Annotated in this window: 24 protein-coding genes and 1 tRNA gene; 10 read left to right on the top strand and 15 right to left on the bottom strand. The window is 70.6% G+C overall.

The window, feature by feature from the left end:
* Positions 1-46: 46 nt before the first annotated feature.
* From OIE47_RS24620 to OIE47_RS24590, 7 genes are all read right to left on the bottom strand, one after another.
* Positions 47-757: an ABC transporter ATP-binding protein gene (locus tag OIE47_RS24620; protein WP_326556886.1), complete on the bottom strand. Its 711-nt coding sequence runs from the start codon at positions 755-757 to the stop codon at positions 47-49.
* Entirely contained in the window at positions 747-1673 is a 927-nt protein-coding gene (locus OIE47_RS24615) for an ABC transporter ATP-binding protein (protein WP_326556885.1), read from the bottom strand. The genes OIE47_RS24620 and OIE47_RS24615 overlap by 11 nt, the downstream gene beginning before the upstream one ends.
* Positions 1666-2811, bottom strand: a complete 1146-nt coding sequence (locus tag OIE47_RS24610; RefSeq protein WP_326556884.1) for a branched-chain amino acid ABC transporter permease — start codon at positions 2809-2811, stop codon at positions 1666-1668. The genes OIE47_RS24615 and OIE47_RS24610 overlap by 8 nt, the downstream gene beginning before the upstream one ends.
* Positions 2808-3749: a branched-chain amino acid ABC transporter permease gene (locus OIE47_RS24605; RefSeq protein WP_326556883.1), complete on the bottom strand. Its 942-nt coding sequence runs from the start codon at positions 3747-3749 to the stop codon at positions 2808-2810. The genes OIE47_RS24610 and OIE47_RS24605 overlap by 4 nt, the downstream gene beginning before the upstream one ends.
* Positions 3750-3813: 64 nt before the next feature.
* A complete protein-coding gene (locus tag OIE47_RS24600; protein ID WP_326556882.1) occupies positions 3814-4968 on the bottom strand; it encodes a branched-chain amino acid ABC transporter substrate-binding protein in 1155 nt (384 codons plus the stop codon).
* 238 nt (positions 4969-5206) lie between these two features.
* Entirely contained in the window at positions 5207-6400 is a 1194-nt protein-coding gene (locus tag OIE47_RS24595; RefSeq protein ID WP_326556881.1) for a hypothetical protein, read from the bottom strand.
* Between the two features lie 38 nt (positions 6401-6438).
* Positions 6439-7059: an ANTAR domain-containing response regulator gene (locus tag OIE47_RS24590; RefSeq protein WP_326556880.1), complete on the bottom strand. Its 621-nt coding sequence runs from the start codon at positions 7057-7059 to the stop codon at positions 6439-6441.
* Positions 7060-7167: 108 nt separating this feature from the next.
* Between OIE47_RS24590 and OIE47_RS24585 the strand changes: the two genes are divergently transcribed.
* Positions 7168-7241, top strand: a tRNA-Leu gene (locus tag OIE47_RS24585).
* A 223-nt stretch (positions 7242-7464) separates the two neighbouring features.
* On the opposite strand, the gene OIE47_RS24580 is transcribed toward OIE47_RS24585, so the two are convergent.
* Both OIE47_RS24580 and OIE47_RS24575 read right to left on the bottom strand, forming a co-directional pair.
* A complete protein-coding gene (locus OIE47_RS24580) occupies positions 7465-8202 on the bottom strand; it encodes a GAF and ANTAR domain-containing protein (RefSeq protein WP_326556879.1) in 738 nt (245 codons plus the stop codon).
* 42 nt (positions 8203-8244) lie between these two features.
* Positions 8245-8979 (bottom strand): GAF and ANTAR domain-containing protein, encoded by a 735-nt coding sequence (locus OIE47_RS24575; protein WP_326556878.1) that lies wholly within the window; start codon positions 8977-8979, stop codon positions 8245-8247.
* 616 nt (positions 8980-9595) lie between these two features.
* On the opposite strand from OIE47_RS24575, the gene OIE47_RS24570 reads away from it, so the two are divergent.
* The gene (locus OIE47_RS24570) at positions 9596-10198 is read left to right on the top strand and encodes a hypothetical protein (protein ID WP_326556877.1); all 603 of its coding nucleotides are present in this window, start codon (positions 9596-9598) and stop codon (positions 10196-10198) included.
* Between the two features lie 235 nt (positions 10199-10433).
* Here the strand turns inward: OIE47_RS24570 and OIE47_RS24565 are convergent, their stop codons facing one another.
* On the bottom strand, positions 10434-11078 hold the full coding sequence (locus OIE47_RS24565; protein WP_326556876.1) for a response regulator transcription factor: 645 nt from the start codon (positions 11076-11078) through the stop codon (positions 10434-10436).
* A complete protein-coding gene (locus OIE47_RS24560) occupies positions 11075-12286 on the bottom strand; it encodes a sensor histidine kinase (protein WP_326556875.1) in 1212 nt (403 codons plus the stop codon). The genes OIE47_RS24565 and OIE47_RS24560 overlap by 4 nt, the downstream gene beginning before the upstream one ends.
* A 176-nt stretch (positions 12287-12462) precedes the next feature.
* On the opposite strand from OIE47_RS24560, the gene OIE47_RS24555 reads away from it, so the two are divergent.
* On the top strand, positions 12463-13128 hold the full coding sequence (locus OIE47_RS24555) for a DedA family protein (protein WP_326563231.1): 666 nt from the start codon (positions 12463-12465) through the stop codon (positions 13126-13128).
* Positions 13129-13176: 48 nt separating this feature from the next.
* Entirely contained in the window at positions 13177-13974 is a 798-nt protein-coding gene (locus OIE47_RS24550; RefSeq protein ID WP_326556874.1) for an SAM-dependent methyltransferase, read from the top strand.
* A 4-nt stretch (positions 13975-13978) separates the two neighbouring features.
* Here OIE47_RS24550 and OIE47_RS24545 read toward each other — a convergent pair whose 3' ends face one another.
* The 4 genes from OIE47_RS24545 to OIE47_RS24530 all read right to left on the bottom strand — a co-directional run bounded on the left by OIE47_RS24545 (position 13979) and on the right by OIE47_RS24530 (position 16713).
* Positions 13979-14785, bottom strand: a complete 807-nt coding sequence (locus OIE47_RS24545) for an SAM-dependent methyltransferase (protein WP_326563230.1) — start codon at positions 14783-14785, stop codon at positions 13979-13981.
* 143 nt (positions 14786-14928) lie between these two features.
* The gene (locus OIE47_RS24540; RefSeq protein ID WP_326556873.1) at positions 14929-15759 is read right to left on the bottom strand and encodes a transglutaminase-like domain-containing protein; all 831 of its coding nucleotides are present in this window, start codon (positions 15757-15759) and stop codon (positions 14929-14931) included.
* 73 nt (positions 15760-15832) lie between these two features.
* The gene (locus tag OIE47_RS24535) at positions 15833-16357 is read right to left on the bottom strand and encodes a DUF5994 family protein (RefSeq protein WP_326556872.1); all 525 of its coding nucleotides are present in this window, start codon (positions 16355-16357) and stop codon (positions 15833-15835) included.
* A complete protein-coding gene (locus OIE47_RS24530; protein ID WP_326556871.1) occupies positions 16354-16713 on the bottom strand; it encodes a LapA family protein in 360 nt (119 codons plus the stop codon). Before OIE47_RS24530 ends, OIE47_RS24535 begins: the two co-directional genes overlap by 4 nt.
* Positions 16714-17147: 434 nt before the next feature.
* Between OIE47_RS24530 and OIE47_RS24525 the strand changes: the two genes are divergently transcribed.
* From OIE47_RS24525 to OIE47_RS24500, 6 genes are all read left to right on the top strand, one after another.
* On the top strand, positions 17148-17321 hold the full coding sequence (locus tag OIE47_RS24525; protein WP_326556870.1) for a hypothetical protein: 174 nt from the start codon (positions 17148-17150) through the stop codon (positions 17319-17321).
* Positions 17318-18319 carry a glycosyltransferase family 4 protein gene (locus OIE47_RS24520; protein WP_326556869.1) on the top strand — a complete coding sequence of 334 codons (1002 nt, stop codon included), beginning with the start codon at positions 17318-17320 and terminating at the stop codon, positions 18317-18319. Before OIE47_RS24525 ends, OIE47_RS24520 begins: the two co-directional genes overlap by 4 nt.
* 195 nt (positions 18320-18514) lie before the next feature.
* Positions 18515-19660 (top strand): glycosyltransferase, encoded by a 1146-nt coding sequence (locus tag OIE47_RS24515; protein ID WP_326556868.1) that lies wholly within the window; start codon positions 18515-18517, stop codon positions 19658-19660.
* 161 nt (positions 19661-19821) lie between these two features.
* A complete protein-coding gene (locus OIE47_RS24510) occupies positions 19822-20820 on the top strand; it encodes a glycosyltransferase (RefSeq protein WP_326563229.1) in 999 nt (332 codons plus the stop codon).
* A complete protein-coding gene (locus OIE47_RS24505) occupies positions 20817-22331 on the top strand; it encodes a glycoside hydrolase family 130 protein (protein ID WP_326556867.1) in 1515 nt (504 codons plus the stop codon). Before OIE47_RS24510 ends, OIE47_RS24505 begins: the two co-directional genes overlap by 4 nt.
* Before the next feature lie 174 nt (positions 22332-22505).
* The gene (locus tag OIE47_RS24500) at positions 22506-22856 is read left to right on the top strand and encodes a DoxX family protein (protein ID WP_326556866.1); all 351 of its coding nucleotides are present in this window, start codon (positions 22506-22508) and stop codon (positions 22854-22856) included.
* The last annotated feature ends 41 nt before the right edge of the window (positions 22857-22897 follow it).

Genomic DNA, 22897 nt, shown 5'->3' with positions numbered 1-22897 from the left:
GGTGGGCCCGGCGCGTGACGCGCCGGGCCCACCCTCGAACGTCGGATCAGGCGACGCCGAGGTACGCCTCCTTGACCGCCGGGTCGAGCAGCAGGTCCGCCCCGCTGCCCTCCTTGACGATCCGACCGGTCTCCAACACGTAACCGCGGTGGGCCCGGGAGAGCGCCTGCTGGGCGTTCTGCTCCACCAGCAGGATGGTGGTGCCCTGCTGGTTGATCTCCGTGATGATGTCGAAGATCTGCTGGATCACCATCGGGGCGAGCCCCATCGACGGCTCGTCGAGCAGCAGCAGCTTCGGCCGGCTCATCAGCGCCCGGCCGACCGCCAACATCTGCTGCTCACCGCCGGAGAGCGTGCCGCCGGCCTGCTTGCGCCGCTCGGCCAGGCGCGGGAACAGCCCGAGCACCCGGTCCAGGTCGGCCGCGATCCCCGCCGTGTCCCGCCGGGTGTAGGCGCCCATGTCGAGGTTCTCGATCACGGACATGCCGGGGAAGATGCCCCGACCCTCGGGCGACTGGCAGATGCCCCGGATGACCCGCAGGTCGGCCCGGAGGTTGCTGATGTCCTGGCCCTCGAACTTGATGGCACCCCGGCTGATCGGGCGCAGGCCCGAGACGGCCCGCATCGTGGTGGTCTTGCCGGCGCCGTTCGCACCGATCAGGGCCACCACCTCGCCCTCGTCGACGTGCAGGCTGATCCCGTGCAGAGCCTCGATCCGGCCGTACGCCAGCGTCACGTTATCGATCTCAAGCAGCATCTGCCGGCACCCCCAGGTAGGCCGCGATCACCTTCGGGTTGTCCCGCACCTCGGCGGGCGTACCCTCGGCGATCTTCTTGCCGAACTCCAGCACCACGATCCGGTCGGTGACGCCCATGACCAGCCGCATGTCGTGCTCGATGAGCAGCACGGTGTAGCCGAGGTCGCGGATCTGCCGGATCAGCTGGAGCAGGTCCTCCTTCTCCGCCGGGTTGAAGCCGGCGGCCGGCTCGTCCAGGCAGAGCAGTTTGGGCTCGGTGGCCAGCGCCCGGGCGATCTCCAGCCGACGCTGGTCGCCGTAGGGCAGGTTGCGGGCCAACTCGTTGACCCGGCCGCTGATCCCGACGAACCGGAGCAGTTCCAACGCCTTGCGGCGCGCCGCCTTCTCCTCCAGCGTGTGCCGGGAGATCCCGAACACCTTGGCAGAGGCCCGACGCACCTGCTGCCAGGTACGGACCAGCCCGTTGGTCGAGTCGACCACGGGCAGTTCCTCGGGCTTCGGACGTACCCGGTAGAGCCGGAACAGCGCCCCGACCACGCTGGTCTTGTGCTGCGAGTCGGTACCGACCAGCACGTTCTCCAGCGCGGTCATCTCCGGGAACAGCCGGATGTTCTGGAACGTCCGGGCGATACCGAGCCGGTTGATGTCGTGCGGCTTGCGGCCGACGATCTGTCCCTTGTCGAACCGCACCTCACCCTCGGTCGGCCGGTAGACCCCGGTCATCACGTTGAAGCAGGTGGTCTTGCCGGCGCCGTTCGGACCGATCAGCCCGAGGATCTCGCCCCGGTAGAGGCTGAAGCTGACGTCGTCGAGCGCGACCACCCCGCCGAAGCGCAGCGTGACGTGGTCGACGTCGAGCAGCACCTCACGCTGGCGCGGGATGGGGCCGCCGGGGGCCTTGATCTCGTCAGACATTGGCGGGTGCCTCCTCTGCACGGTCCTGCAGCTCGTGTGCCCGCCGCCGGCTCGGGATCAGGCCCTGCGGACGCAGCAGCATGACCAGCACCAGCGCCAGACCGAACACCAGGTACCGGTACTCGGCGAAGTCACGGAACCGCTCCGGCAGGTAGGCCAGCAGGAACGCACCGAGAGCCACACCGGCCATGTTGCCGGCGCCGCCGACCACCACCATCGCGACGAAGAGGATGGAGAGCTGCGCGTTGAACTGGTTCGGCTCGATGAAACCCTGCCGGCTGGCGAAGAGGAAGCCGGAGAGGCCACCGAGCGCGGCGCCGATGGCGAACGCCCAGAGCTTGAACTTGAACCCGTGTACGCCCATCACGGCGGCGGCGTCCTCGTCCTCCCGAATGGCCAGCCACGCCCGACCGACCCGGCTGTTCTCCAGCCGGCGCACCGCGAAGACGACGATCAGCACCACGGTGAGCGCCAGCCAGTACCAGGGCTTGACGTCGATCAGCCCGAACACGTTGTTGTCGGCCGAGGGAGAGCCCTGCGGGCCGGGGATACCGGCCACACCGGCCGGTCCGCCGGACCAGTTCGAGTTGCGGACGACGATCCGGATGATCTCACCGAAACCGAGTGTCACGATGGCCAGGTAGTCGCCCCGCAGCCGCAGCGTCGGCCAGCCGAGCACCACACCCGAGATCATGGTGAACGCGATCGCGAGCGGGATACAGATCGCCCAGGTGACCGCCCAGCCCTCGGCCAGGTCGAACCGGTTCTGGAGTGCCTTGACCACCGGCGACTGGGTGGAGCCGAAGAGCGCCACACTGTACGCGCCGACCGCGAAGAAGCCGACGTAGCCGAGGTCGAGCAGGCCGGCCAGGCCGACCACCACATTCAACCCGATCGCGATGAGGACGTAGACCGCGCAGATGAAGAGCACGCCCGCCCAGTTGTTGCCGCCCGCGATCGAGTCGGTCCGCAGCCAGGTGAGGCCCGGAATGCCCAGCAGGGGCAGGTAGTAGAGGAAGGCGACGAAGGCGACGAAGGCGAGGCTTCGCTGCCACCGTGGCAGTCCCCGCCAACGGTCACCGATGCCGATCCTGGTCTTGCGTCCCGCCTGCGCCGGACTGTTGCTGGTCGCGGTCATGCGCGCGCCCTCCCCAACGATTCACCGAGCAGGCCGGTCGGGCGGAACAGCAGCACGACCACCAGTACGACGAACGCGGCCACGTCTTCCCAGTTGGATGACGTCAGGGTAGCCGCGTAGACCTCGACCACGCCGAGCAGCAGACCGCCGAGCAGCGCGCCGCGCAGGTTGCCGATGCCACCGAGTACCGCCGCGGTGAACGCCTTGAGCCCGAGGATGAAGCCCACGTTGAACCGGGTGTTGCCGTACCGGATCGCCCAGAGCAGCGCGGCGGCGCCCGCGAGCAGCCCGCCGAGCAGGAAGATCAGCATGATCACCCGGTCCTTGTTGACACCCATCAACGCGGCGGCGTCCGGGTTCTGCGCGACGGCGCGGACCCCTCGGCCGTACCGGGTGCGGTTGATGAACTGGTCGAGCCCGGCCATCATCAGCAGCGCCGCCACGACGGTGATCACCTGGGTGTTGGCGATCTCGGTGTTGCCGATGGTGAGCCACACGTCCCGCTCGATCAGGGTGGGCATGCCGACGACCAGCCGGCCCTGCCAGAGCCCGAACGCCTCCGAGAGCACCAGCGACAGGCCGATCGCGGTGATAAGGAAGATCAGTGGTGGTGCGTTCATCTGCCGCAGTCTGCGGTAGGCCACCCGTTCCACCGCCACCGCCGTGGCGCCGGAGGCGAGCATCGCCGCGGCCAGTCCGGCGATGAGCAGGAGGATCAGTGTGCCCAGCGGCGGGGCATCAGTGGCGCCGAAGAGGTTCCACACACCGAGGACGGCGAAGGTACCCACCATGAAAACCTCGGAGTGGGCAAAGTTAATCAGCTTCAGAACGCCGTAGACCAACGTGTAGCCGAGCGCGACGAGGGCGTAGATCGAGCCCTTCGCCAAACCGTCCACAGTGTGCTGGCCGAGGTGCCCGAAGAGTTCATCGAAGTTCACGAAATCTCCCTTTGCACCGAGCGCGGCCGGGGGGATATCCCCCCGGCCGCCTCCGTAAACCGGCTCAGCTGAGCTTGATCTCCTGCTGGGGCACGAACTGGCCGCCCTTGACCTCGTACGACCAGATGACAACCTTCGACTTGTCGACGTCGCCGGTCTCGTCGAACTTGATGTACTTCGAGACACCCTGCTTGTCGTACGCGTTCACCCAGTCGAAGAGCTCCTTGCGGGTGGTCTTGCCATCCGCGTAGCCCTCGAGCAGGATCTTCGCGCCGTCGTAGCCCTCAGCACCGTAGGAGCCCGGCGCGATGCCGTACTCCTTCTCGTAGTCGGCGGAGAAGGTACCGCCGGCCTCGGCGGCCGGCAGACACGGGCAGGTCACGATCGCGCCCTCGGCGGCGGTACCGGCACCGGCCGGGAAGCCGGGGTCGTAGAGACCGTCGAAGCCGAGGAACTTGGCCGTGACGTTGGCCGCCCGGGCCTGCTTGAGCAGCGGCGCCGCCTCGTTGGTGTAACCGCCGTAGGCGATCACGTCGGCACCCGAGGACTTGATCTTCGAGATGGTGGCGTCGAAGTTCTGCTGGTCGGTCTGGACCTTGTCCTCGCCGACAACGCCGGCAGCCAGGCCCTTCTTGACCTCGGCGATGATGCCGGCGCCGTAGGTCTGGCCGTCGTCGATGACGAAGACCTTCTGCGACTTCAGCACGTCCTTGATGTAGGCAACCGCAGCCGCACCCTGGGTGCCGTCGTTACCGACCACGCGGTGGAAAGCCTTGTTGTTCGCCGCGGTCAGCTCGGTCGCGGTGGCCGACGGGCTGACCATGATCAGACCGGCAGCCTCGTAGGTCTGCATGGTCGCCTTGGACTCACCCGAGAAGTGCCCGCCGATCACCGAGGTGAAGGACTGGTCACCGGCGACCTGGTTGGCAACCGGGGTGGCCTGGGTGGCGTCACCCTGGGTGTCGAACTCCTGCAGCGTTACCTGGCAGTCGGCGTTCGCGGCGTTGTGCTGCTTGACGGCCAGCTTCGCGCCATTGAGCGACGGCAGGACCAGACCGGCGTTCGGACCCGTGAAGGCACCGAAGATGGCGATCTTGCCGCCACAGTCTCCGCCGCCAGCGGTGTCGTCCCCGCCGGAGTCCTGGCAGCCAGTCGCGGCGACCATCGCCACCGCCGCCATCGCGACGGTGCCGAGCGCCCGTACATACTTTCGCCTCACGGCTCCTTGACCTCCTCAAGATGCAGGCAACGGCATCCCGGGAGGCGCGGCGCATCTGTTGCCCACGCAGCCAGCACCACCCGGTATAGAGCCGCCCGCCTGCGTGCGGCTCGTGATGGCGCAGCGTACTGGAGCTGTAATCGCTCCCGGAAGACCTGAGAGCCGGGCTTGCTAAAACGTTACGAACACGAGTGCGGACAGGTCCATTGCCGTAACAAACTTTCCGGGGAACCGGACATCACGCACCATCGAGCGGCACCGCTGTCCACCAGGCACTGCCGCCGACACCGTCGTCGGCGACGACAAGCAGGCGGTCCGCTCCGGCGGACACCGCGACCTGCCGTTCGGCCCCGCCCGGCAGGGCGGTCGGCGCCGCGATCGGCCGCCATGAACGGCCCGAGTCGGCCGAGGTCCAGAGCCCGTGCCCGACACCGTCGGAGGTCGCCGCGAAAAGCCGGTCCCCGGTGGCCGCGAGTCCCCGTACGGCCGGCACCCCGTGAGTGCTCCGGCTGCCGAACCGGCCCACCGCCGTCCACCCGTCGCTGTCCGGCCCGGCCCCGCCGCGCCACACCCCGAAGCCGTCACCACTCAGACCGAGCGCGACCGGCACCCCGCCGACCAGCACCACTCGCTGCATCTCCTCGTAGCCGTCGTCGGCCGGGACGGAGAGCCGCCGCCAGGTCCGGCCGTCGGTCGAGGTCCAGGCGAGCGGGTCGCGGTCGATCCGGCCGGTCAGGATGACACCGCCGACCACCAGCCACCGGTCGCCCAGCGGCAGTACGTCGAACGCCCACGTCTCGCCCCGGGCGTCGCTGGCCAGCTCGGGCGCCGCCTCGACGATCTCGAACCGGGCCGCGTCGGCGGAGGTCCAGGCGGCGGCACCGCTCATCCGGTTGCCGACGATCATCCAACCCGCCGGTCCGGCCACCACCCGTGCCACGTTCACCGCCTGCGGACCGCCGTACAGCTCGAACGGCGCGATCACCTCGGTCAGCGTCCCGTCGGGGTTCTGCCGCCACGTACTCACCCGGGGGTTCGCGTGCGCGCCGCCGCTCTTCGCCCCGATCGCCGCGACCCGGCCGTCCCGGCAGGCCACCACGGAGAGCACGTTCTGCCGGCCGTAGTAGGTCTTCGCGGTGAGCTCCACCGAACTCCACGTCAACGCGTCCGTGCTGGTCCATACGGCCGGTCGGGTCTCCCCGGCGGCGTCGGCGACCGCACCGGCGATGTACCAGCGACCGGCGCAGGTGGCCGTGTCGCGCAGGACCAGCCGACCCGCCGCACCGGCCGGCATGGGTAGTCGCAGCGCGTGCCAGCCGGGCCGGACGGGTCCGTCCACGTGTTCCGGATCCTCGGCGGTCGGCCGCTCGCAGCCGACCGCGAGCACGGTCAGTACGGCGAGACCGGCGACGATCCGCCAACGGATGGACATGGGCCGATCCTAGGCAGCCGGCCCGGTGCGGGCCAGGTTCAGCTGGTCTCGGCGGGGGTTTCGCCGCCCGTACCCTCGGCCAGGATCCGCTCGGCGACCTCGCGCATGGTCATCCGGTGGTCCATCGCGGTGCGCTGGATCCACTTGAACGCCTGCGGCTCGGTCATGCCGTACGTCGTCATCAGCGCGCCCTTGGCCCGCTCCACCGTCTTGCGGATCTCCAGGCGGTCGGTCAGACCGGCGACCTCGGACTCCAGCGCGGCGATCTCCGAGTAGCGCGACAGCGCGATCTCGATCGCCGGCACCAGGTCGCTCTTCTGGAAGGGCTTGACCAGGTATGCCATCGCCCCGGCCGCCCGCGCCCGTTCGACCAGGTCACGTTGGCTGAACGCGGTCAGGATGACCACCGGGGCGATCCGGCCGGCGGCGATCCGCTCCGCGGCGGCCAACCCGTCCATGATCGGCATCTTGATGTCGAGAATGACGAGATCGGGTTTGAGCTCCTCGGCCAGGCGTACGGCGGTCTCCCCGTCGCCCGCCTCCCCGACCACGTCGTAGCCCTCTTCGACCAGCATCTCGGCGAGATCCAGCCGGATGAGCGCCTCATCCTCGGCGATCAGCACCCGCCTACGCTCGATACCCGCCTGCGTGTCGGCCACGAACCTCTACCCCCAGCGCTGTTTGTCCGACACCCGCCCGGCCGGGTGTCGCCGTCATCAGCGTAGTGGGTACCCTAGACCGGGCCTACTCGTCAGGTCCGTGGCAACGTCCCCGTATTCCAACCGGTAGAGAAACGGAGCTCAAACCTCCGACAGTGTGGGTTCGAATCCCACCGGGGGCACGTCGGGCAACACAAACGCGCAGCGTGGTTGCCTACTGACTCTTAGTGCGCATCGTCGTCGCACCGGCACCGAGGTGTGATCTTCAACAAGGCGCGACCCGAGCACCGGGTCGCGCCTTTCCCGAATCGACGGCGTACGGGTGTCCGATCACCGACACCGATCGCCGCACGGATGGAGTTACCGGGGTGGCACCCCGCCCGCAACACGGCCCCGGCACCGACCCTAACCGCCGGCCCGGGCGAATTCGGGGATGGCTGCGAGGTCCGTGACGATGGTGCGGGCCACGTCGACGAGCCGCAGGTTCTTGGACCGGGCATATCCCCGGATGAGAATGAACGCCTCGTCCACGCTGACACCGCTGTGCTGTGCGATCGCACCCTTCGCCTGTTCGATGACGACCCGGCTGTTGAGCGCGCTCTGGAGCTGAACGGTGAGTTCCTCACCGCGGCTCATGAAACGCTCCTGCAGGATGGCGATCGATGCCAGGTCGGCCAACGCCTGGACGACCGGGATGTCGTCGTCCGTGAGCAGCCTGCCGTCGTCCACGCCGAACACGTTCAGCGCCCCGATGACCTGGGCGCGCAGGCGGAGCGGGAACGCGTACGCGTAACGGAATCCCGCGGCGGTGGCGTGCGGCGCGAACTGTGGCCAACGCGTCCCCGCCGACCGCAGGTCCGTTTCGACGACCGTCACGCCGGTACGGATCGCGTCGAGACACGGTCCCTCGTCATTCTGCAGCTGGAACAACTCCAGCAGTCGGGCCTCCTCGCGGGAACCGGCCATGAACTGGAGCTGCCCCTGCTGGTTGGCGAGGACGAGACCCACGACGTCGGCGGCGGCGAGTTCGGCGGCCCGCATGGTCAGCATGTGCAGGAATTCGATCAGGTCGAACCTGTCCACCAGGGTGTCGGAGACCTCGACGAAAACCTTGGCGAGCCGAAGTGGTGAGACTGTGGTCATGACAACTCCATGCCTGTCCATAGTGAGTGCCGAGATTCATGATCAGGACCCGTCGAATCGCAGCTTGCGGTCGACGACGTCGCGCGCGACCTGGTGCAGCGGGCGCGCCTGCGCATAGGCATGGGCACGCAGCCGGATCAGCGCGTCGCCGATGCTCACTCCGAGCTGCACCATGATCATGCCCTGTGCCTGCGCCACCTCCGCCCGGTAGCCCGACCCATCGTCGAACCCGAGGGCCTGCGCCCCCTTGGCGGAGTCTCCCTCACCGTCGAGCACCGTCATCATGACGATCTCGGCGAAGGTGAGCGCCTGGTCCAGTGTGTCGCCGGACATCGAACCGGCCCGCTCGCAGAAGAGGACCATCACGCCGAGCCGGGCCGCCCCGACCTGGAGCGGAAACGCGTACGCGGCACGGATGCGACGCTCGGTCATCGCGGCGGCCCAGATCGGCCAGCGGCCCACCGCGCCGTCGTCGGCCAGATCCGTCACCAGCACCGGGCGACGGGTGTCGAAGGCATCGACCCCGGGCCCTTCCCCGAGCGTGAACTGCAACTCCGCGAGCAGGTACGTTGCTTCGTCGGACGCGACGACGTAGCCCTGCGACCCGTCCCGGGTCAGCACGCTGATCCCGACCCCGGACGCGGAGAGTGCGTGCACGGCCGCACGGCAGATCCGCGACAGTGACTGCCTGACCCCGGGAGATCCGTCATCCGGCCAGGACTGTTCGGCGATCAGACCCAACGCCCGGACCCAGCGGTCCGCGGATTCGGTCACCATCGGTTGTCCGGAGCACTACACCCGGGTCGGCGCGACGAACGAGAGCATGCCCGGGAAGACACCGGCATTGCGCACCTTCCGGGATCATTCAGAGGTGCCGCCGGGGTGGGAGCGACATCGGCGGATCGACCAGAAGAACGATACCCGCCGTGGCCACGGCCCACCCGACCGGTCGCCGGCCTCCGGACCCACTCTTGACATCAAATTCTGCACCGGGATAACGTGGCCGGGTCCATTTAGTGGACATTGCCCCAGACCTCGGCAATGGATTTTCACGTCCGAAGGTGGGGCCCCATGACCTTTTCCCAGGCGCGTTAGCGTCCACAACGATGCCGCGTCCGCGTCGGTCACGGTCCGCGCGCGAACCGGTCTGAGCGTTCTGTCACCCGGATAAACAGGTCGCGACCGCGATCACCACCCATTTGGTTACGGTCGCGCCGCCAGCACAGTGCACACGATGCGTACGGCAGCCGCTGGCCCGTGTGCGGGGAGCAGCACGTCACCGGACTCCCCGGCCGTACCGGTACGGCGCCGTCGGGCCGCGATCACCCCTGCTCCGAATCCATCGAGCGCATTCACCCGGCACCGGGCTGTGCCAGGCGGAGGAAATGACACCATGAACAATGAGCCAGTCTTCAGGAACACCTTCGACCGGATAATACTCCCCGCGCAACTGTCGAAAGCGCGGTACAACACGCGTACCGAACCGTCGGGTGCGGCCAACACGGCCGATTCCCGGGTCAATGGGGCCGATCCCCGATCGGATTATGACTGGGACTGCCGGACCGTCTCGATGGTCGCGACGAGTTGGCGCCCGTTCGAGGTGACTTTCATGGTCGCCGCCGTGGCGTGCGGAATCGCCATGCTCGTGTCCGACGCCCGGATGTCGCCATTCGCCGGGACGATGCCCATCCTGACCCACACGATCTGGAAGGCGAGTTTCGTGCCGGTGGGCGTCCTCGGCCTGGTCGGCATCACCTGGCGGGGTCAGCACTCCACCGGCCTGGCGATACGACTCGGCGCGCTGATCCTGCTCGGCACGACCACCGGCATGTGGGCCGTCGCCCTGTTCGCCGTCTCCGGGTTCACCACGATGCCGGCGGCGGCGTTCGTCGCCGCGATTCCGGTCGCCGCCTGGTGGCGCTCCGGACAGATCACGAAGGACCTGCTGGGGCTGGCGAGGACAACGAGACGAACCCCTCCCGCCGCATCTCCGTGACCGGCCACGGTCGGCGCTGCCGGTCGACCTCCGACGACCGGGACGACCGGGTGGCCGTTTCCGGTGCCGGACAGGGGTGGGCACGACGGCGCCCGCCCCGACGGTTCCCTCCGCGTGGGGCGCGCGGAGGGAACCGGTTCCGTCGCGTCCGCTACGCACCCGCCGGGGCGACGGCACGCCCACAACGGCCCCGGCGACGGGACCGGCGGACACCGGCCGACGCCGAGGGGTCCGGTCACCCCTCGGCGTCCCGGACCAGGATCGCCGCCTGGACCCGGTTGCCGAGCCCGAGCTTCGCCAGCGCACGACTGACGTGCGCCTTGACCGTGGCCTCGCTCAGCCCCAGTTCACCGCCGATCCCGGCGTTGGACAGGCCACGGGCGAGCGCGAGAATCACGTCGCGTTCCCGGCCGGTGAGCGCGGCGAGCCGGTCACGGGCCTGCCGGGCGCGGGCCGGCGCCCGCTCCACGAAGGAGCTGAGCAGGCGCATCGTGACCGTCGGGGCGAGCATCGCGTTGCCGGCGTGGACCGTACGGACGGCGGCGGCGAGTTCCGTCGGCGGGGTGTCCTTGAGCAGGAATCCCACCGCGCCGGCACGGAGCGCCCGGTGGACGTACTCGTCGAGGTCGAAGGTGGTCAGCATGATCACCTTTGGTGGACCCGGGACGGCGCGGATCCGGGCCGCGGCGGTGAGCCCGTCCACGCCGGGCATCCGTACGTCCATCAGGACCACCTCCGGCCCGAGCCGGACGACGGCCTCGACCGCCTCCGCGCCGTCGCGTGCCTCGCCCACCACGGCGATGTCACCGGCCGCCTCCAGGATCATCCGCAGTCCCGACCGGACCAGGTGTTCGTCGTCGACCACCAGTACCCGGATCACGCCGCCTCCTCCCGGTCCGGGTACGGGATCCGGGCCCGGACGGTGAACCCGCCGTCCGGCTCGGCACCGGCCTCCAGCCGCCCGTCGAGCAGTTCCACCCGTTCCCGCAGCCCGACCAGGCCGAGCCCGGCACCGGGCAGCGGTACGCCCGCCGTGGCCGAGGGTCTGTTGCGTACGGCGACCTCGAACCCGTCCGCCAGGTACCGCAGGTGCACGTCGGTCGCGCCGTCCGGGGCGTACTTGTGCACGTTGGTCAGCGCCTCCTGGGTCACGCGGTAGACCGCGCGTTGCACCGTGACCGGCAGCGGCCGGGGAAGACCCTCGTCATGCCGGGTGACCGTGACCCCCACGTCGCGGGACGCGTCGAGCAGGCGGTCGAGGTCGCCGAACCCCGGCTGTGGCGCGAGCACCGCCTCGGCCACCCGCGCCGACCGCAGTACGCCGAGCACGTCCCGCAGGTTGGTCAACGCCTCCCGACCGATGGTACGGATCAGCGCTGCCGACTCGGCGGTACGCGGATCCGGGGCGTTCACCTCCATGGCTCCGGCGTGCAGCACCATCAGCGAGACCCGGTGGGCGACCACGTCGTGCATCTCCCGCGCGATCCGGTTGCGTTCCTCCGCCCGGACCCGGTCGATCCGGGCGTGCTGCTCGCGTTCGAGCTGGTCGGCGCGGTCGCGCAGAGCGGTGAACACCTCGCGGCGTGCGTTGACCCAGAGTCCGCCGAGCAGCGGCAGCGCGACCAGCAGCGCACACATGATCAGGAAGTTCCCGGTCGCCACGGTGGTGATGTACCGCTGACCGCCGGCCGCGATGCCGACCGGAATCGACAGGCCCATGACCACCGCCGCCCCGGACAGGTAGACCTTGATCCGGTCGCGGGGCAGGCTCGTCCCGGCGTAGTAGGACGCGACCACGAGCGCCGGCCACATGGCGAGCGCGATCCAGGCCACCGCGGCCACGACGAAGATCGGCCCACGTCGTACCCGGGCGACCCCGGCGGCCAGGGCCGAGGCGCCCGCCAGACCGACGAGGGCGAGGCCGGGCCAGGACGAGCGGACGCCGATGTCGCCGCTGGCGGACATCCTCGAACAGACGAAGACCGTCACCGCCAACGCGTACGGGACCAGCCGGTGGTAGCCGCCGGGTGCCCGGATCGACGCGTACCGGTGGCGCAGCAGGGCGAGCGCCCGACGGTGGTACGTCACCGGCCCAGCGTAGGCGGCAACCGACCGCCCGTTCCCGCTGCGATCGTCGCCGGTGACCCCCTACTTTCGTGGGGGGCGTCGGCTGACCGCCGTCGGATGCGGTGGACCCCGCGGTACGGCGAGGGTCGTCACATGACCAACAACTGCGCCAACACCCGGCCGTCGGGGCACCGATGATGGATGCCGTTCTCGACCTGCTCCAGCAGACCATGACCTCACCGTGGGTGTACCTGGCGATCTTCGCCGTGGCGGTGGTCGACGGGTTCTTCCCGGTCGTACCGAGCGAGACCGCGGTGATCACCGCCGGGGTGTTCGCCGCGACCGGTCAACCGGACCTGCTGCCGGTGATCGCGGTCGCCGCCGCCGGTGCGTTTGTCGGCGACCATGTCTCGTACCTCATCGGGCGGGCCTCCGGTGCCCGGCTGGACAGCCGCCTGCCGGCCGGGACCCGCCGGCACGCCGCGTTCGCCTGGGCGCGCGGCGCCCTGCTGAGCCGGGGCGGCCTGGCCCTGGTGGTCGCCCGGTACGTCCCCGGCGGGCGGACCGCGATCACCCTGACCATGGGCGCGGTCGGCTACCCGCGACGCGCCTTCCTCCTGTTCGACGCCCTGGCCGCGGGGTCCTGGGCGGTCTACTCCGCCCTGGTGGGCTACCTCGGGGGGATGGCGTTCGAGCACGATCCGGTGAAGGGCCTGCTGCTCGGGCTCGGTATCGCCCTGACCATCACGGTCACCGTCGAGGTGGTCCGGTACCTGCGCCGGGATCGGCATGTTCGCGAGCCCGTCGCGGAGCTGTCCATGGTGGAGTCGCGGGGGACGTCGGGCATCGACGTCCGCGACTAGGATCGGGGCCGCGCGATCGAGGGGCATCCATCGTCACGGGGAGCGGGCATGACCCAGCAGGACGACGCACCGGCCGGTATCGACACCACCCAGATGAGCCATGCGCGGGCGTACGACTACGTGCTCGGCGGCAAGGACAACTTCGCGGTCGACCGGGAGGCGGCCGGGCAGGTGATCGCGCTCGCCCCGGACCTGCCCGCGCTCGGCCGGGCCCAGCGCCGGTTCCTGCTCCGGGTGACCCGGATGTGCGCCGAGGCCGGGATCCGGCAGTTCCTGGACGTGGGGGCGGGCATCCCCACCCCGCCCAACGTGCACGAGACGGCCCGCGGCCTCGCCCCCGACGCGCGGGTGGTCTATGTCGACAACGACCCGATCGTGTTCGTCCACAACAACGCCCTGTTGGCCACCGACGACGGCGTGGTCTCGATCAAGGCGGACGTACGCGAACCGGACCAGCTCCTCGACCGGTTGCGATCCGAGCATCTGATCGACTTCGAACAGCCGGTCCTGGTTCTCTTCATCGGGCTGTTCCATCTGGTCACCGACGCGGAGAACCCGGCCGCCCTGATCGCCCGGTTCCGGGAACGGATGGCACCGGGCAGTTACGTCTGCATCTCCCAGTTCTGCGTCGACGGCAGTGATCCCGCGGCCAGGGCGAAGCTCGAGGAGATCTCGGCGAACTCCCCGGCGCCGATGACGTTCCGGGGCCGGGACGAGATCGAGAGCTTCTTCGACGGCTTCGACCTGCTGCCGCCCGGCGTGGTCGACCTGCGACAGTGGTCACCCGACGAGGACGTGCCGCCGACCAAACTCAAGGTCGCCGCGGGCGTCGGCCGGGTGCGTTGACCGGCTACCGCTTGCGGGCCACGCCGGACCAGTAGTACGCACCGTTCGGGTCGGCCGGCGGCGCACCCTCGGGATGCCAGGCCATCACCGGTACGACACCCGGCTCGACCAGTTCCCAGTCGCCGAAGAAGCGAGCCACCTCGTCGCGTACCCGTGGCACCAGGGTCATGCCGCCCTGGGTCGCCGCCGCCGCGATGCCACCCATCGCCTCGGGGTCGAAGTCCAGTCCGGGGTGCGTGATCGCGACGTAGCTGCCGGAGGGCAGCGCGTCCAGCAGGGCGGCGACCTTCTCCCACGGGTCGTCCTCGTCGGCCATCAGCATCAGGATCGCGATCAGCAGCAGCCCCACCGGCCGCTCCAGGTCCAGCGTGGCGGTGAGGTCCGGGTCGGCGAGGATCTTCCCCGGCTCGCGCAGGTCGGCGTCGAGGTAGACGGTCTCGCCCTCGGTCCCGCTGACCATCAACGCGCGGGCGTGCACCAGCACGATCGGGTCGTGGTCCACGTACGCCACCCGGGTCTGCGGTGCGATGGCCTGGGCGATCTCGTGGACGTTCGGCCGGGTGGGGATGCCGGTGCCGATGTCCAGGAACTGGCGGATGCCCGCCTGGTCGGTCAGGTAGCGGACCACCCGGTGCATGAAGGCCCGGTTCTCCTGGGCCATGGTGCGGATGCTCGGGATGGCGGCGGCGAACGCGTCGCCCATGGCCCGGTCGGCGGCGAAGTTGTCCTTGCCGCCGATCCAGTAGTCGTACATCCGGGCGGAGTGCGGCAGGCTGGTGTCGATTCCGGGGGGCGCCCACTCCACGTCCAGGTTCCCGACATCCGACGGCTGAGACACCGCTACCCCCCACAGATCGTGAAAACTTCTCGGCGACCCACACCCTAGCGACACCCGTCGTCGTTTACGGGGCGGCCGAGCCGTCGCAGCGTTCCCGTTCGGTGGCGGTGGTCCGGTCAGGCCAGGGTGACCAACCGCTCGTGGTCGTCCAGCGGCAGGTCACCGCCGGAGACCGCGTTGATCTCCAGACTCTCCAGGTCGAGCCGGCCGGAGATCACCGTGCAGAACGCGATGTCGGCGGCATCCCGGCCGGTGGTGATGCGTACCAGGCTCTGCCGGGGTGCCAGCCGGGTCGCGTCCCAGACCTGCCACCGGCCGTCGATGTCGGTCTCCACCACCGCGTGGAAGTCCATCGGGGACAGGCCGGGGGCGTAGACGGCGGCGATCCTCGCCGGTACGTCGACCGCCCGGCACAGCGCGGCCACCAGGTGCGCGAAGTCGCGGCAGACTCCCTGCCCGCTCAACAGCGTGTCCAGTGCGTCGGTGGTCGGACCGCTGGACCCGGAGACGTACGCGATGTGCCGCCAGACGTAGTCGGTGATCGCCCGTACCCGCTGTCCGGCGGTCGGCAGGTCGCCGAAGTGGCTCTGGGCGAAGCCGGCGAGCCGGTCGGAGGGGCAGTAGCGACTCGGCCGCAACGCCTCCACCCGGGCCGCGTCGCCGACCCGGTCGGTGGTCCCACCTCCGGTGGTGACCGTCGCCCGGTAGTCGACGGTCAGCTTGCCCGGCTGCACCCGGATCAGGTGCGCGCGACCGCCCACCGGTCCGGCGATCTCGCTGGCGGTCACCGGCACGGTGTTGTTCACGATGTCCAGGCGTTCGCTGAGGTCACCGCCGGCCGGTCGGGCGGGCGCGATCTGGAGCACCACACCGGCCGGTGCGGTGACGTCGAGGGTCAGGGTGCAACCGACCTGCACGGTCTCCGGACCGGTCTGTGCAAGGTTCACCGTTGGTACGTCCCGTCCTCGTCACCTGGGGCGCGGACCCGTACCCATCCGGACCGGTGGTCCCTCGCCGGATTCAGGCCCGAGTCGCCGTCGCGGAGTCCCGCCGGGACTGATTATGGCCGTTGCCGCCCTCGCCCGCTCGGGACGACAACGGCGGACCGGGATGCCGCTGTTCCGGTGGCCGAATCCCGGCGCCGGGCCGGGAGGCCGCCTGCATGGCCGCCGTGGCGACCGCGAACGCGGTCTGTGGCGGCACCACCGCCAGGTCGATCCGGAGGTCGCCCTGTCCGGTGAGGATCACCAGACCGGCGTCGAGGGTGGTGAACCAACCCACCCGCAGGACCCGGTCACCGATCCCGATCCGACGGGGATGCCGGTCCCACGCGGTCGGCTGCAACATGACCCGTTCCACCGTGCCGACCCCCTCGGCGGTCAGGGCGACGACCAGGCTGGTGAGTTCCCGTACCGGGTCGCGGGAGCCGGGCCACCAGCTCCCGTCGAGCATCTCCCGGCGGGACCGGGACGTGGTGAGCCGGATCCGGGCCGGCGGTGGTTCTTCCGCGCTGGTCCAGATCTTGCGGTCCGCGACGGTGGTCACGCGGCCGGGCCGGTCGGCTCGGCGGGGATGGTGGTCTCCGGGGCCACTCGACCGGCCACCATCCGTGCCCGGACGAGGCGGGCGACGGCCGGGATCGACACCAGGAGTACGCCGGCCACGGCCGCCAGGAGCATCGCCACACCCATCGGCAACTGCCCGTTCAGGCCCAGGAAGTGCACCTGCGACGACTGGCCGTTCTGGAGCACGAAGATCAGCATCAGCAGGACGAACGCGGCGATCGCGGAGGCGATCCAGGGCGCCAGCGTGCCGGTACGGGAGACCGGACGGGGCCGGCCGTTGGCGGGTTTGGTGGGTCGGCCGTCGGCCGAACGCGCCGGACTGACAATGCGAGTCATGGCGGGACCTTCGTTCGGCGGCGGTGTGCGGAGTCCGCGAAACCCGAGGCGCCGAAGTCCAGGGCAACACCCGAACCCTACTCCCGTCCGGTGACGATCCCGTACGTCCGGATGTCGGACTTGCCTCCCCGCCGCAGATGCCGGCGGCGGGCCGGCCCCCGAACGGCCGGGGCACCCGCGTACGGCGTCGGGCCGACCCCCTCGGAGTAGAGTGGTGATCGCCGGCCCGGAGACAGGTCCTGCTACCGGGCGGCGAGTTCTCTTTCATTCAACCCCGGTCGCCGCGCGCGGCGGCTCGGAGGTGGGCGGCGGGGATGTCGCGCCCGAGGGCCCGGAAACGTACCCGGGTGGGTGGCGACGGCGACCATCCGGCCCGCCAGCCGGAGCACGATCGGCACTTTCTCGACCGACTAGGCGCGTGAAGAGAGCAGGACATGGAAATCGACAAAGATAAGATCCTTGAGGCGTTGCGTCGCCGCGGCCAGCACCACCGGGCCGAGTGGCTCGACAAGGAGATGCCCGACCGGATCGACACCGTCCGCAACTCCGGTCTGCTCTCGACGCTCAACCTCGATCCGGCCGAGTTCGCCGACCAGCCGACCAGGTGAGGGTGGCCCTGCTGGGGCCGGTGGCATGGCGTACGCCACCACATCACTACGGGCCGTGGGAGAGGGTGACCGGCCTGCTCGCCGAGGGGCTTGCGGCCCGTGGCGTGGACGTGACGCTCTTCGCCACGCTCGACTCGGTCACGTCCGCCAAGCTCGACGGGGTCTGTCCGCGCGGGTACGCCGACGACCCGGACCTGGACGGGCGGGTGTGGGAGGCGATGCACGTCGCCCACGCGCTGGCCCGGTCGGGTGAGTTCGACCTGGTCCACAACCACCTGGACTGGCTGCCGCTGGCGTTCGCCGGGCACTGTCGCGCCCCGATGCTGACCACGGTCCACGGCTTCTCCGGCCCCGGCATCCTGCCCGCGTACGAGCGGGCGAAGTCGGCGTACGTCTCGATCTCCGACGCCGACCGGTTCCCCGGTCTCGACTACGTGGCCACGGTGCCGCACGGGATCGACCTCGACGGTTTCCCGTTCGCCCCGGACGGAGGCCCCGGACTGGTCGCCTTCGGCCGGATCCATCCGGACAAGGGCATCCACACCGCGATCGAGATCGCCCGGCTGGCCGGTCGGCCGCTGACCATCTGCGGCATCGTCCAGGACGAGCGGTACTACGCCGAACAGGTCGCCCCGCACGTCGACGGCGAGAAGGTCACCTTCCTCGGCGCGGTCGGCCCGGACCGGCGTGGTGAGATCCTCGGCGCCGCCGCGGCCCTGCTGCACCCGATCGCGTTCGCCGAGCCCTTCGGGCTGTCCGTGGTGGAGGCGATGGCGTGCGGGACACCGGTGGTGGCGTACCGGCTCGGGTCGATGCCCGAGGTGGTCGACGACGGGGTGACCGGATACCTGGTGCAGACCGTGGACCAGGCCGTCGCCGCCGTCGACCGGATCGGTGCCATCGACCGGGCCGGCTGCCGGGACCGCGCCCGGCAGCGTTTCGGGGTGGACCGGATGGTCCGGGACTACCTTGATGTCTACCGAGTCCTGATCGACTGACAGCCGGCGCTGATAGCGTCGGAAAGCCGGGAACTCGCCCAGAGTCCGGCCAGGTGCCCGGCAGACCCGCAGCCGCGAAGGCGGCGGTCGTCGTGCACCCGTTCCGCCCGCCACACACGCTGGTCGGGTGAGCGCCCTTATCGCGTGAGGCTGACGCCGCCCACGCGGCGGCAGCCGATGACCGGAAGGCGCCACATGGCCGCCAGTTACGGTTTTCTCAGCACCCACCCGCCGACCCAGTGCGGACTGGCCACCTTCAACTCGGCCCTGTCCGCCCAGCTCACCGCCGGTGGGCGACCGGGCGGGATCGTACGGGTGATCAGCGCCGGCGAGGACGAGCGCGCCGGCCCCGGCGTCGTACACACCTGGTCCCCGCGCAGCGGCACCGGTTGGCAGGACGCCGCCGAGGCCCTCAACGCGTTCGACGTCGCCATCGTCCAGCACGAGTACGGGATCTACCCCGGCACCGACGGATCGGCCGTACTGCCGCTGCTGCGCGCACTCGACCGGCCCGCCATCGTGGTCCTGCACACCGTGCTGGCCCAGCCCACCGCCGGACAGCGGGCGACGCTGGAGGAGGTGGTGACGGCGGCCGGCGCGGTGGTCACCATGACCGAGACCGCCCGGGACCGGCTGCTGATCGGGTACGCGGTCGACCCGGCGAAGGTCACCGTCATCCCGCACGGTGCCGGCGACCACACCGGTGCCACCACCACCGCCCGCACCCGTCCGCACCTGCTCACCTGGGGGCTGATAGGCCCAGGCAAGGGCATCGAGTGGGCGCTGCGGGCACTGGCCCGGTTGCGCGACCTCAGCCCGTCCCCCACCTACACGGTCGCCGGCAAGACCCATCCCAAGGTGCTCGAACAGCACGGGGAGACATACCGGACGAGCCTGCAGGGCCTCGGCACGCTGCTCGGCATCACCGACGCGGTCCGCTACGAGCCGGTATACCGGGACGAGGCGGCACTGAGCCGGCTGATCCGTTCCGCCGACGTTGTCGTGCTGCCGTACGACTCGCGTGAACAGGTCACCTCCGGGGTCCTGATCGAGGCGGTGGCCGCCGGGGTTCCCGTGGTCGCCACCCCCTTCCCGCACGCGATCGAACTGCTCACCGACGGGCCGGGACTGCTCGTACCCCACCAGGACCCGGCCGCCATGGCCACCGCCATCCGCCGGATCCTGACCGAACCCGGCCTGTCCGGCAGTCTCGCCGGCCGGACCGGTCCACTCGCCCCGACCCTGCTGTGGCCGGCGGTGGCGGCCCGCTACGCCGCACTCGCCGCCGGGCTGCGTACGGCCAACCGGCCGGTCCTGGCGACGCCGCCGGTGCCGGCGTGACCGGCGTACGTGTCATCGGCGGCGGCGCCCGCGTCACCGGCGAAGGCGCCGGCGGACCCGGCGTTGCCAGCGAAAACGGCGTTGCCAGCGAAAACGGCGAGCCCGGCGGCGACGGTGGGGCGGCCGACCGGAACGTCACCGCGCTCGCCCGGACCGGCGGTGTGCCGGCGCCCAGCTTCGCGCACCTGAGCCGGTTGACCGACGACACCGGCCTGTTCGAACACGCCCGGCACGCGATCGCCCGCCGCGAGCACGGTTACTGCACCGACGACGTCGCACGCGGGCTCGTGGTCGCCAGCCGCGAACCCGATCCGCCCGCCACCGTGCTCGGGCTCGCCGAGTGTTACCTGGCCTTCCTGACCCACGCACAGGGTGACGACGGCGCGTTCCACAACCGGCTCGGTTATGACCGGCGGTGGGCCGACGAGCCCGGGGTCGGCGACTGGTGGGGGCGGGCGCTGTGGGGTCTGGGCACCGCCGCGACCCGCAGTCCGGCCCCGTGGATCCGGGAGGAGGCCCTCGTCGCCTTCACCCTCGGGGCCGCCCGCCGCTCCCCCGCCCCGCACGCCATGGCCTTCGCCGGTCTCGGCGCCGCCGAGGTGCTGCGTGGACATCCGGACCACCGGGCGGCGGCCGAACTGCTCGACGACGCCGCCACCGCCGTCGGCAGGCCGGACGACAGCCCGGACTGGCCGTGGCCGCGCCCCCGGTTGACCTACGCCAACGCGGCCCTCGCCGAGGTGGTCGTCGCCGCCGGCCAGCTTCGCGGCAACGGTGACCTGCTCGCCACCGGCCTGGCGATGCTGACGTGGTTGCGCGAGGTGCAACTGCGCCACGGCCGGCTGTCGGTCGTCCCGGTCGACGGTTGGTTACGCCACGGCCCCCGACTACGCCACGACCAGCAGCCGATCGAGGTGGCCGCGCTCGCCGACGCCTGCGCCACCGCCGCCACGGCCACCGGTGACCCCGGCTGGCAGATCGGCGTACGGCAGGCGGTGGCCTGGTTCCTCGGTGAGAACGACGTGGGCACCGCGATGTGGGACCCGGCCACCGGCGGCGGGTACGACGGCCTGACCCCGCACGGGCCCAACCTCAACCAGGGCGCCGAGTCGACCCTCGCCCTCATCTCCACCCTGCAACACGCCCGAGGACGGCCATGACCGACGGAACCTCCGCCCCGCAGGACCCGCAGCACCCGCAGGACCTGGCCGTCCGGGTCGGCCCGACGCTGGCACCGGACCCGCGCCGGGTGATCGTGAAGCTCTTCGTGCCGGGCGAGGACGCCGTCCTCGCCCGGACCCGGGCGCACGCCCTGATCGAACGGATCGCCGACCTCGGGGACGCGGAGACCGGCACTCTGCTCCGGCAGACGTTGCGGCGTTTCGGCGGCCGGCACCACGATCTGGAGGCGACCTTCCGGCACCACTACGACCTGGTCCACCACCGGGTGCCACGGACCAGCGAGCTGTCGCCCGAGGCCCGCCTGCTGGTCGGGGCCTACTTCTCCCACGAGTACGCGGTGGAGGCCGCCGCCCTGTGCAACCCGTCGATGGTCGTGCATCCCGACCAGACCGGCCTCGCCCCCGGTGAGCTGCGCGCGGCGATCAGTCTGCGGCAGATCGGCGAGGGCCACCTGTCCTCGATCGGGTTCGCCGGTGCCGTACTCGGGCCGGGTTCCCGCCTCGATGTCGCGGACCGGGACGGGCCCCTGGTCACCGGGGGGCGTACCGGCGCTCTGCATCGGCGGGACCTGCTGGCCGCCGGGCTCGCCGAGGAGGGCTGGGACAACGAGGTGTCGGCCACCGTACTGGGTTGTCTGACCGAGCGGTTCGACGACGACGCCTTCGAACGGGCGCTGGGGCAGCTCCCGATCGACCTGCTCACCCGAGCCACCGCGCACCGTACGCTCGAACAGCTCCGCCGTACGATCTCCGCCGGTTACGCCATCACGTTTCCCGCCGACGTGCCGCTGCACCGACGGGTCCTGTGGCCGGCGACTCCCGCCGAGTGCAACGGGATGGAGGACGCCCGTTTCGTACGGTGGGTCGACGACAACGGCGAGTCGGCGTACCGGGCCACCTACACCGCGTACGACGGCCGGAACATCGCCGCGCGGATGCTCGACAGCGACGACCTGCGGCACTTCGAGGTGACCCCGATGCGCGGGCCCGCCGCCCGGAACAAGGGCGTCGCGCTGTTCCCGCGTCCGGTCGGCGGTCGCCGGCTCGCCCTGTGCCGGTCCGACGGGGAGACCATCGGCCTGTCCACCCTGGACGCGGAGAACCGGTGGCAGTCCCCGGTGCCGTTGCACGGCCCCCGCCGGGGCTGGGAACTGATCCAGGTCGGGAACTGCGGCTCGCCGATCGAGACCGAGGCCGGTTGGCTCGTCCTCACTCACGGGGTCGGCACGATGCGGCAGTACGCCATCGGGGCGATGCTGCTCGACCTGGCCCGTCCCGAGCGGGTCGTCGCCGAGTTGCCGGACGCGCTGCTGCGTCCCGACGACACCGAACGCGACGGGTACGTGCCGAACGTCGTCTACTCGTGCGGCGGCCTGCTGCACGACGGGACCCTGTGGTTGCCGTACGGCGCCGGTGATGCACGGGTCGGGTTCGCCACCATCGCGCTCTCGGCCCTGCTCGGGGCGATGGTGGGCGTTCCCTCCCGGTAGGCGACCTCTGCGGTCGGTGGCGGCGACGCCGGGATGATCTGCGGGGAAGTAGATAGTCAGGGACAGCAGATCGTTGACATCGATCAACGATCTCTCTAGGGTGACGGACGCGCCCCGGCGCGCCACCCGAAACTCCCCCGGCCTCGACGGCACCCACATCCCCCAGGGAGCACCATGTCCATCGCCTACGTTGTCCTCGCGATCCTGCTCTCCGCCGTGCTCCTGATGTCCGCCCGAGGCAAGCTGACCAAGGACGAGGCGGTGGTCAAGGGGCTCACCGCGGCCGGGGTACCGCTCAACTGGTACCCGCCGCTGGCCATCATCGAGATCATCGGCGCGGCCGGGCTGATCGTCGGGATCTTCTTCGCGCCGCTCGGCGTCGCCGCGGCCATCGGGGTGGTCCTCTACTTCGTCGGCGCGGTCATCGCACACGTACGCAACGGCGACACCAAGGGCGCCGGCGCACCGGCGACGATCCTGCTCGTCGCGATCGCGACCCTGGTCACCCGCATCCTCTCGCTGTAGCGCTCCCGACCGGTTGACCGGTCCCGCACCAGGCGTGGACC

The sequence above is a fragment of the Micromonospora sp. NBC_01796 genome (assembly GCF_035917455.1).
In the GTDB taxonomy this organism is placed as follows: domain Bacteria; phylum Actinomycetota; class Actinomycetes; order Mycobacteriales; family Micromonosporaceae; genus Micromonospora_G.
The sequence above is the reverse complement of the archived record's forward strand: the minus strand, read 5'-3'. Positions and strand labels throughout refer to the sequence as shown.

Excerpts from the sequence above, each read along its gene's own strand:
- OIE47_RS24620 (WP_326556886.1), bottom strand. The coding sequence starts at position 757 with ATGCTGCTTGAGATCGATAACGTGACGCTGGCGTACGGCCGGATCGAG.
- OIE47_RS24615 (WP_326556885.1), bottom strand. The coding sequence starts at position 1,673 with ATGTCTGACGAGATCAAGGCCCCCGGCGGCCCCATCCCGCGCCAGCGT.
- OIE47_RS24610 (WP_326556884.1), bottom strand. The coding sequence starts at position 2,811 with ATGACCGCGACCAGCAACAGTCCGGCGCAGGCGGGACGCAAGACCAGG.
- OIE47_RS24595 (WP_326556881.1), bottom strand. The coding sequence starts at position 6,400 with ATGTCCATCCGTTGGCGGATCGTCGCCGGTCTCGCCGTACTGACCGTG.
- OIE47_RS24580 (WP_326556879.1), bottom strand. The coding sequence starts at position 8,202 with ATGACCACAGTCTCACCACTTCGGCTCGCCAAGGTTTTCGTCGAGGTC.
- OIE47_RS24575 (WP_326556878.1), bottom strand. The coding sequence starts at position 8,979 with ATGGTGACCGAATCCGCGGACCGCTGGGTCCGGGCGTTGGGTCTGATC.
- OIE47_RS24570 (WP_326556877.1), top strand. The coding sequence starts at position 9,596 with ATGAACAATGAGCCAGTCTTCAGGAACACCTTCGACCGGATAATACTC.
- OIE47_RS24555 (WP_326563231.1), top strand. The coding sequence starts at position 12,463 with ATGGATGCCGTTCTCGACCTGCTCCAGCAGACCATGACCTCACCGTGG.
- OIE47_RS24550 (WP_326556874.1), top strand. The coding sequence starts at position 13,177 with ATGACCCAGCAGGACGACGCACCGGCCGGTATCGACACCACCCAGATG.
- OIE47_RS24530 (WP_326556871.1), bottom strand. The coding sequence starts at position 16,713 with ATGACTCGCATTGTCAGTCCGGCGCGTTCGGCCGACGGCCGACCCACC.
- OIE47_RS24525 (WP_326556870.1), top strand. The coding sequence starts at position 17,148 with ATGGAAATCGACAAAGATAAGATCCTTGAGGCGTTGCGTCGCCGCGGC.
- OIE47_RS24515 (WP_326556868.1), top strand. The coding sequence starts at position 18,515 with ATGGCCGCCAGTTACGGTTTTCTCAGCACCCACCCGCCGACCCAGTGC.
- OIE47_RS24505 (WP_326556867.1), top strand. The coding sequence starts at position 20,817 with ATGACCGACGGAACCTCCGCCCCGCAGGACCCGCAGCACCCGCAGGAC.
- OIE47_RS24500 (WP_326556866.1), top strand. The coding sequence starts at position 22,506 with ATGTCCATCGCCTACGTTGTCCTCGCGATCCTGCTCTCCGCCGTGCTC.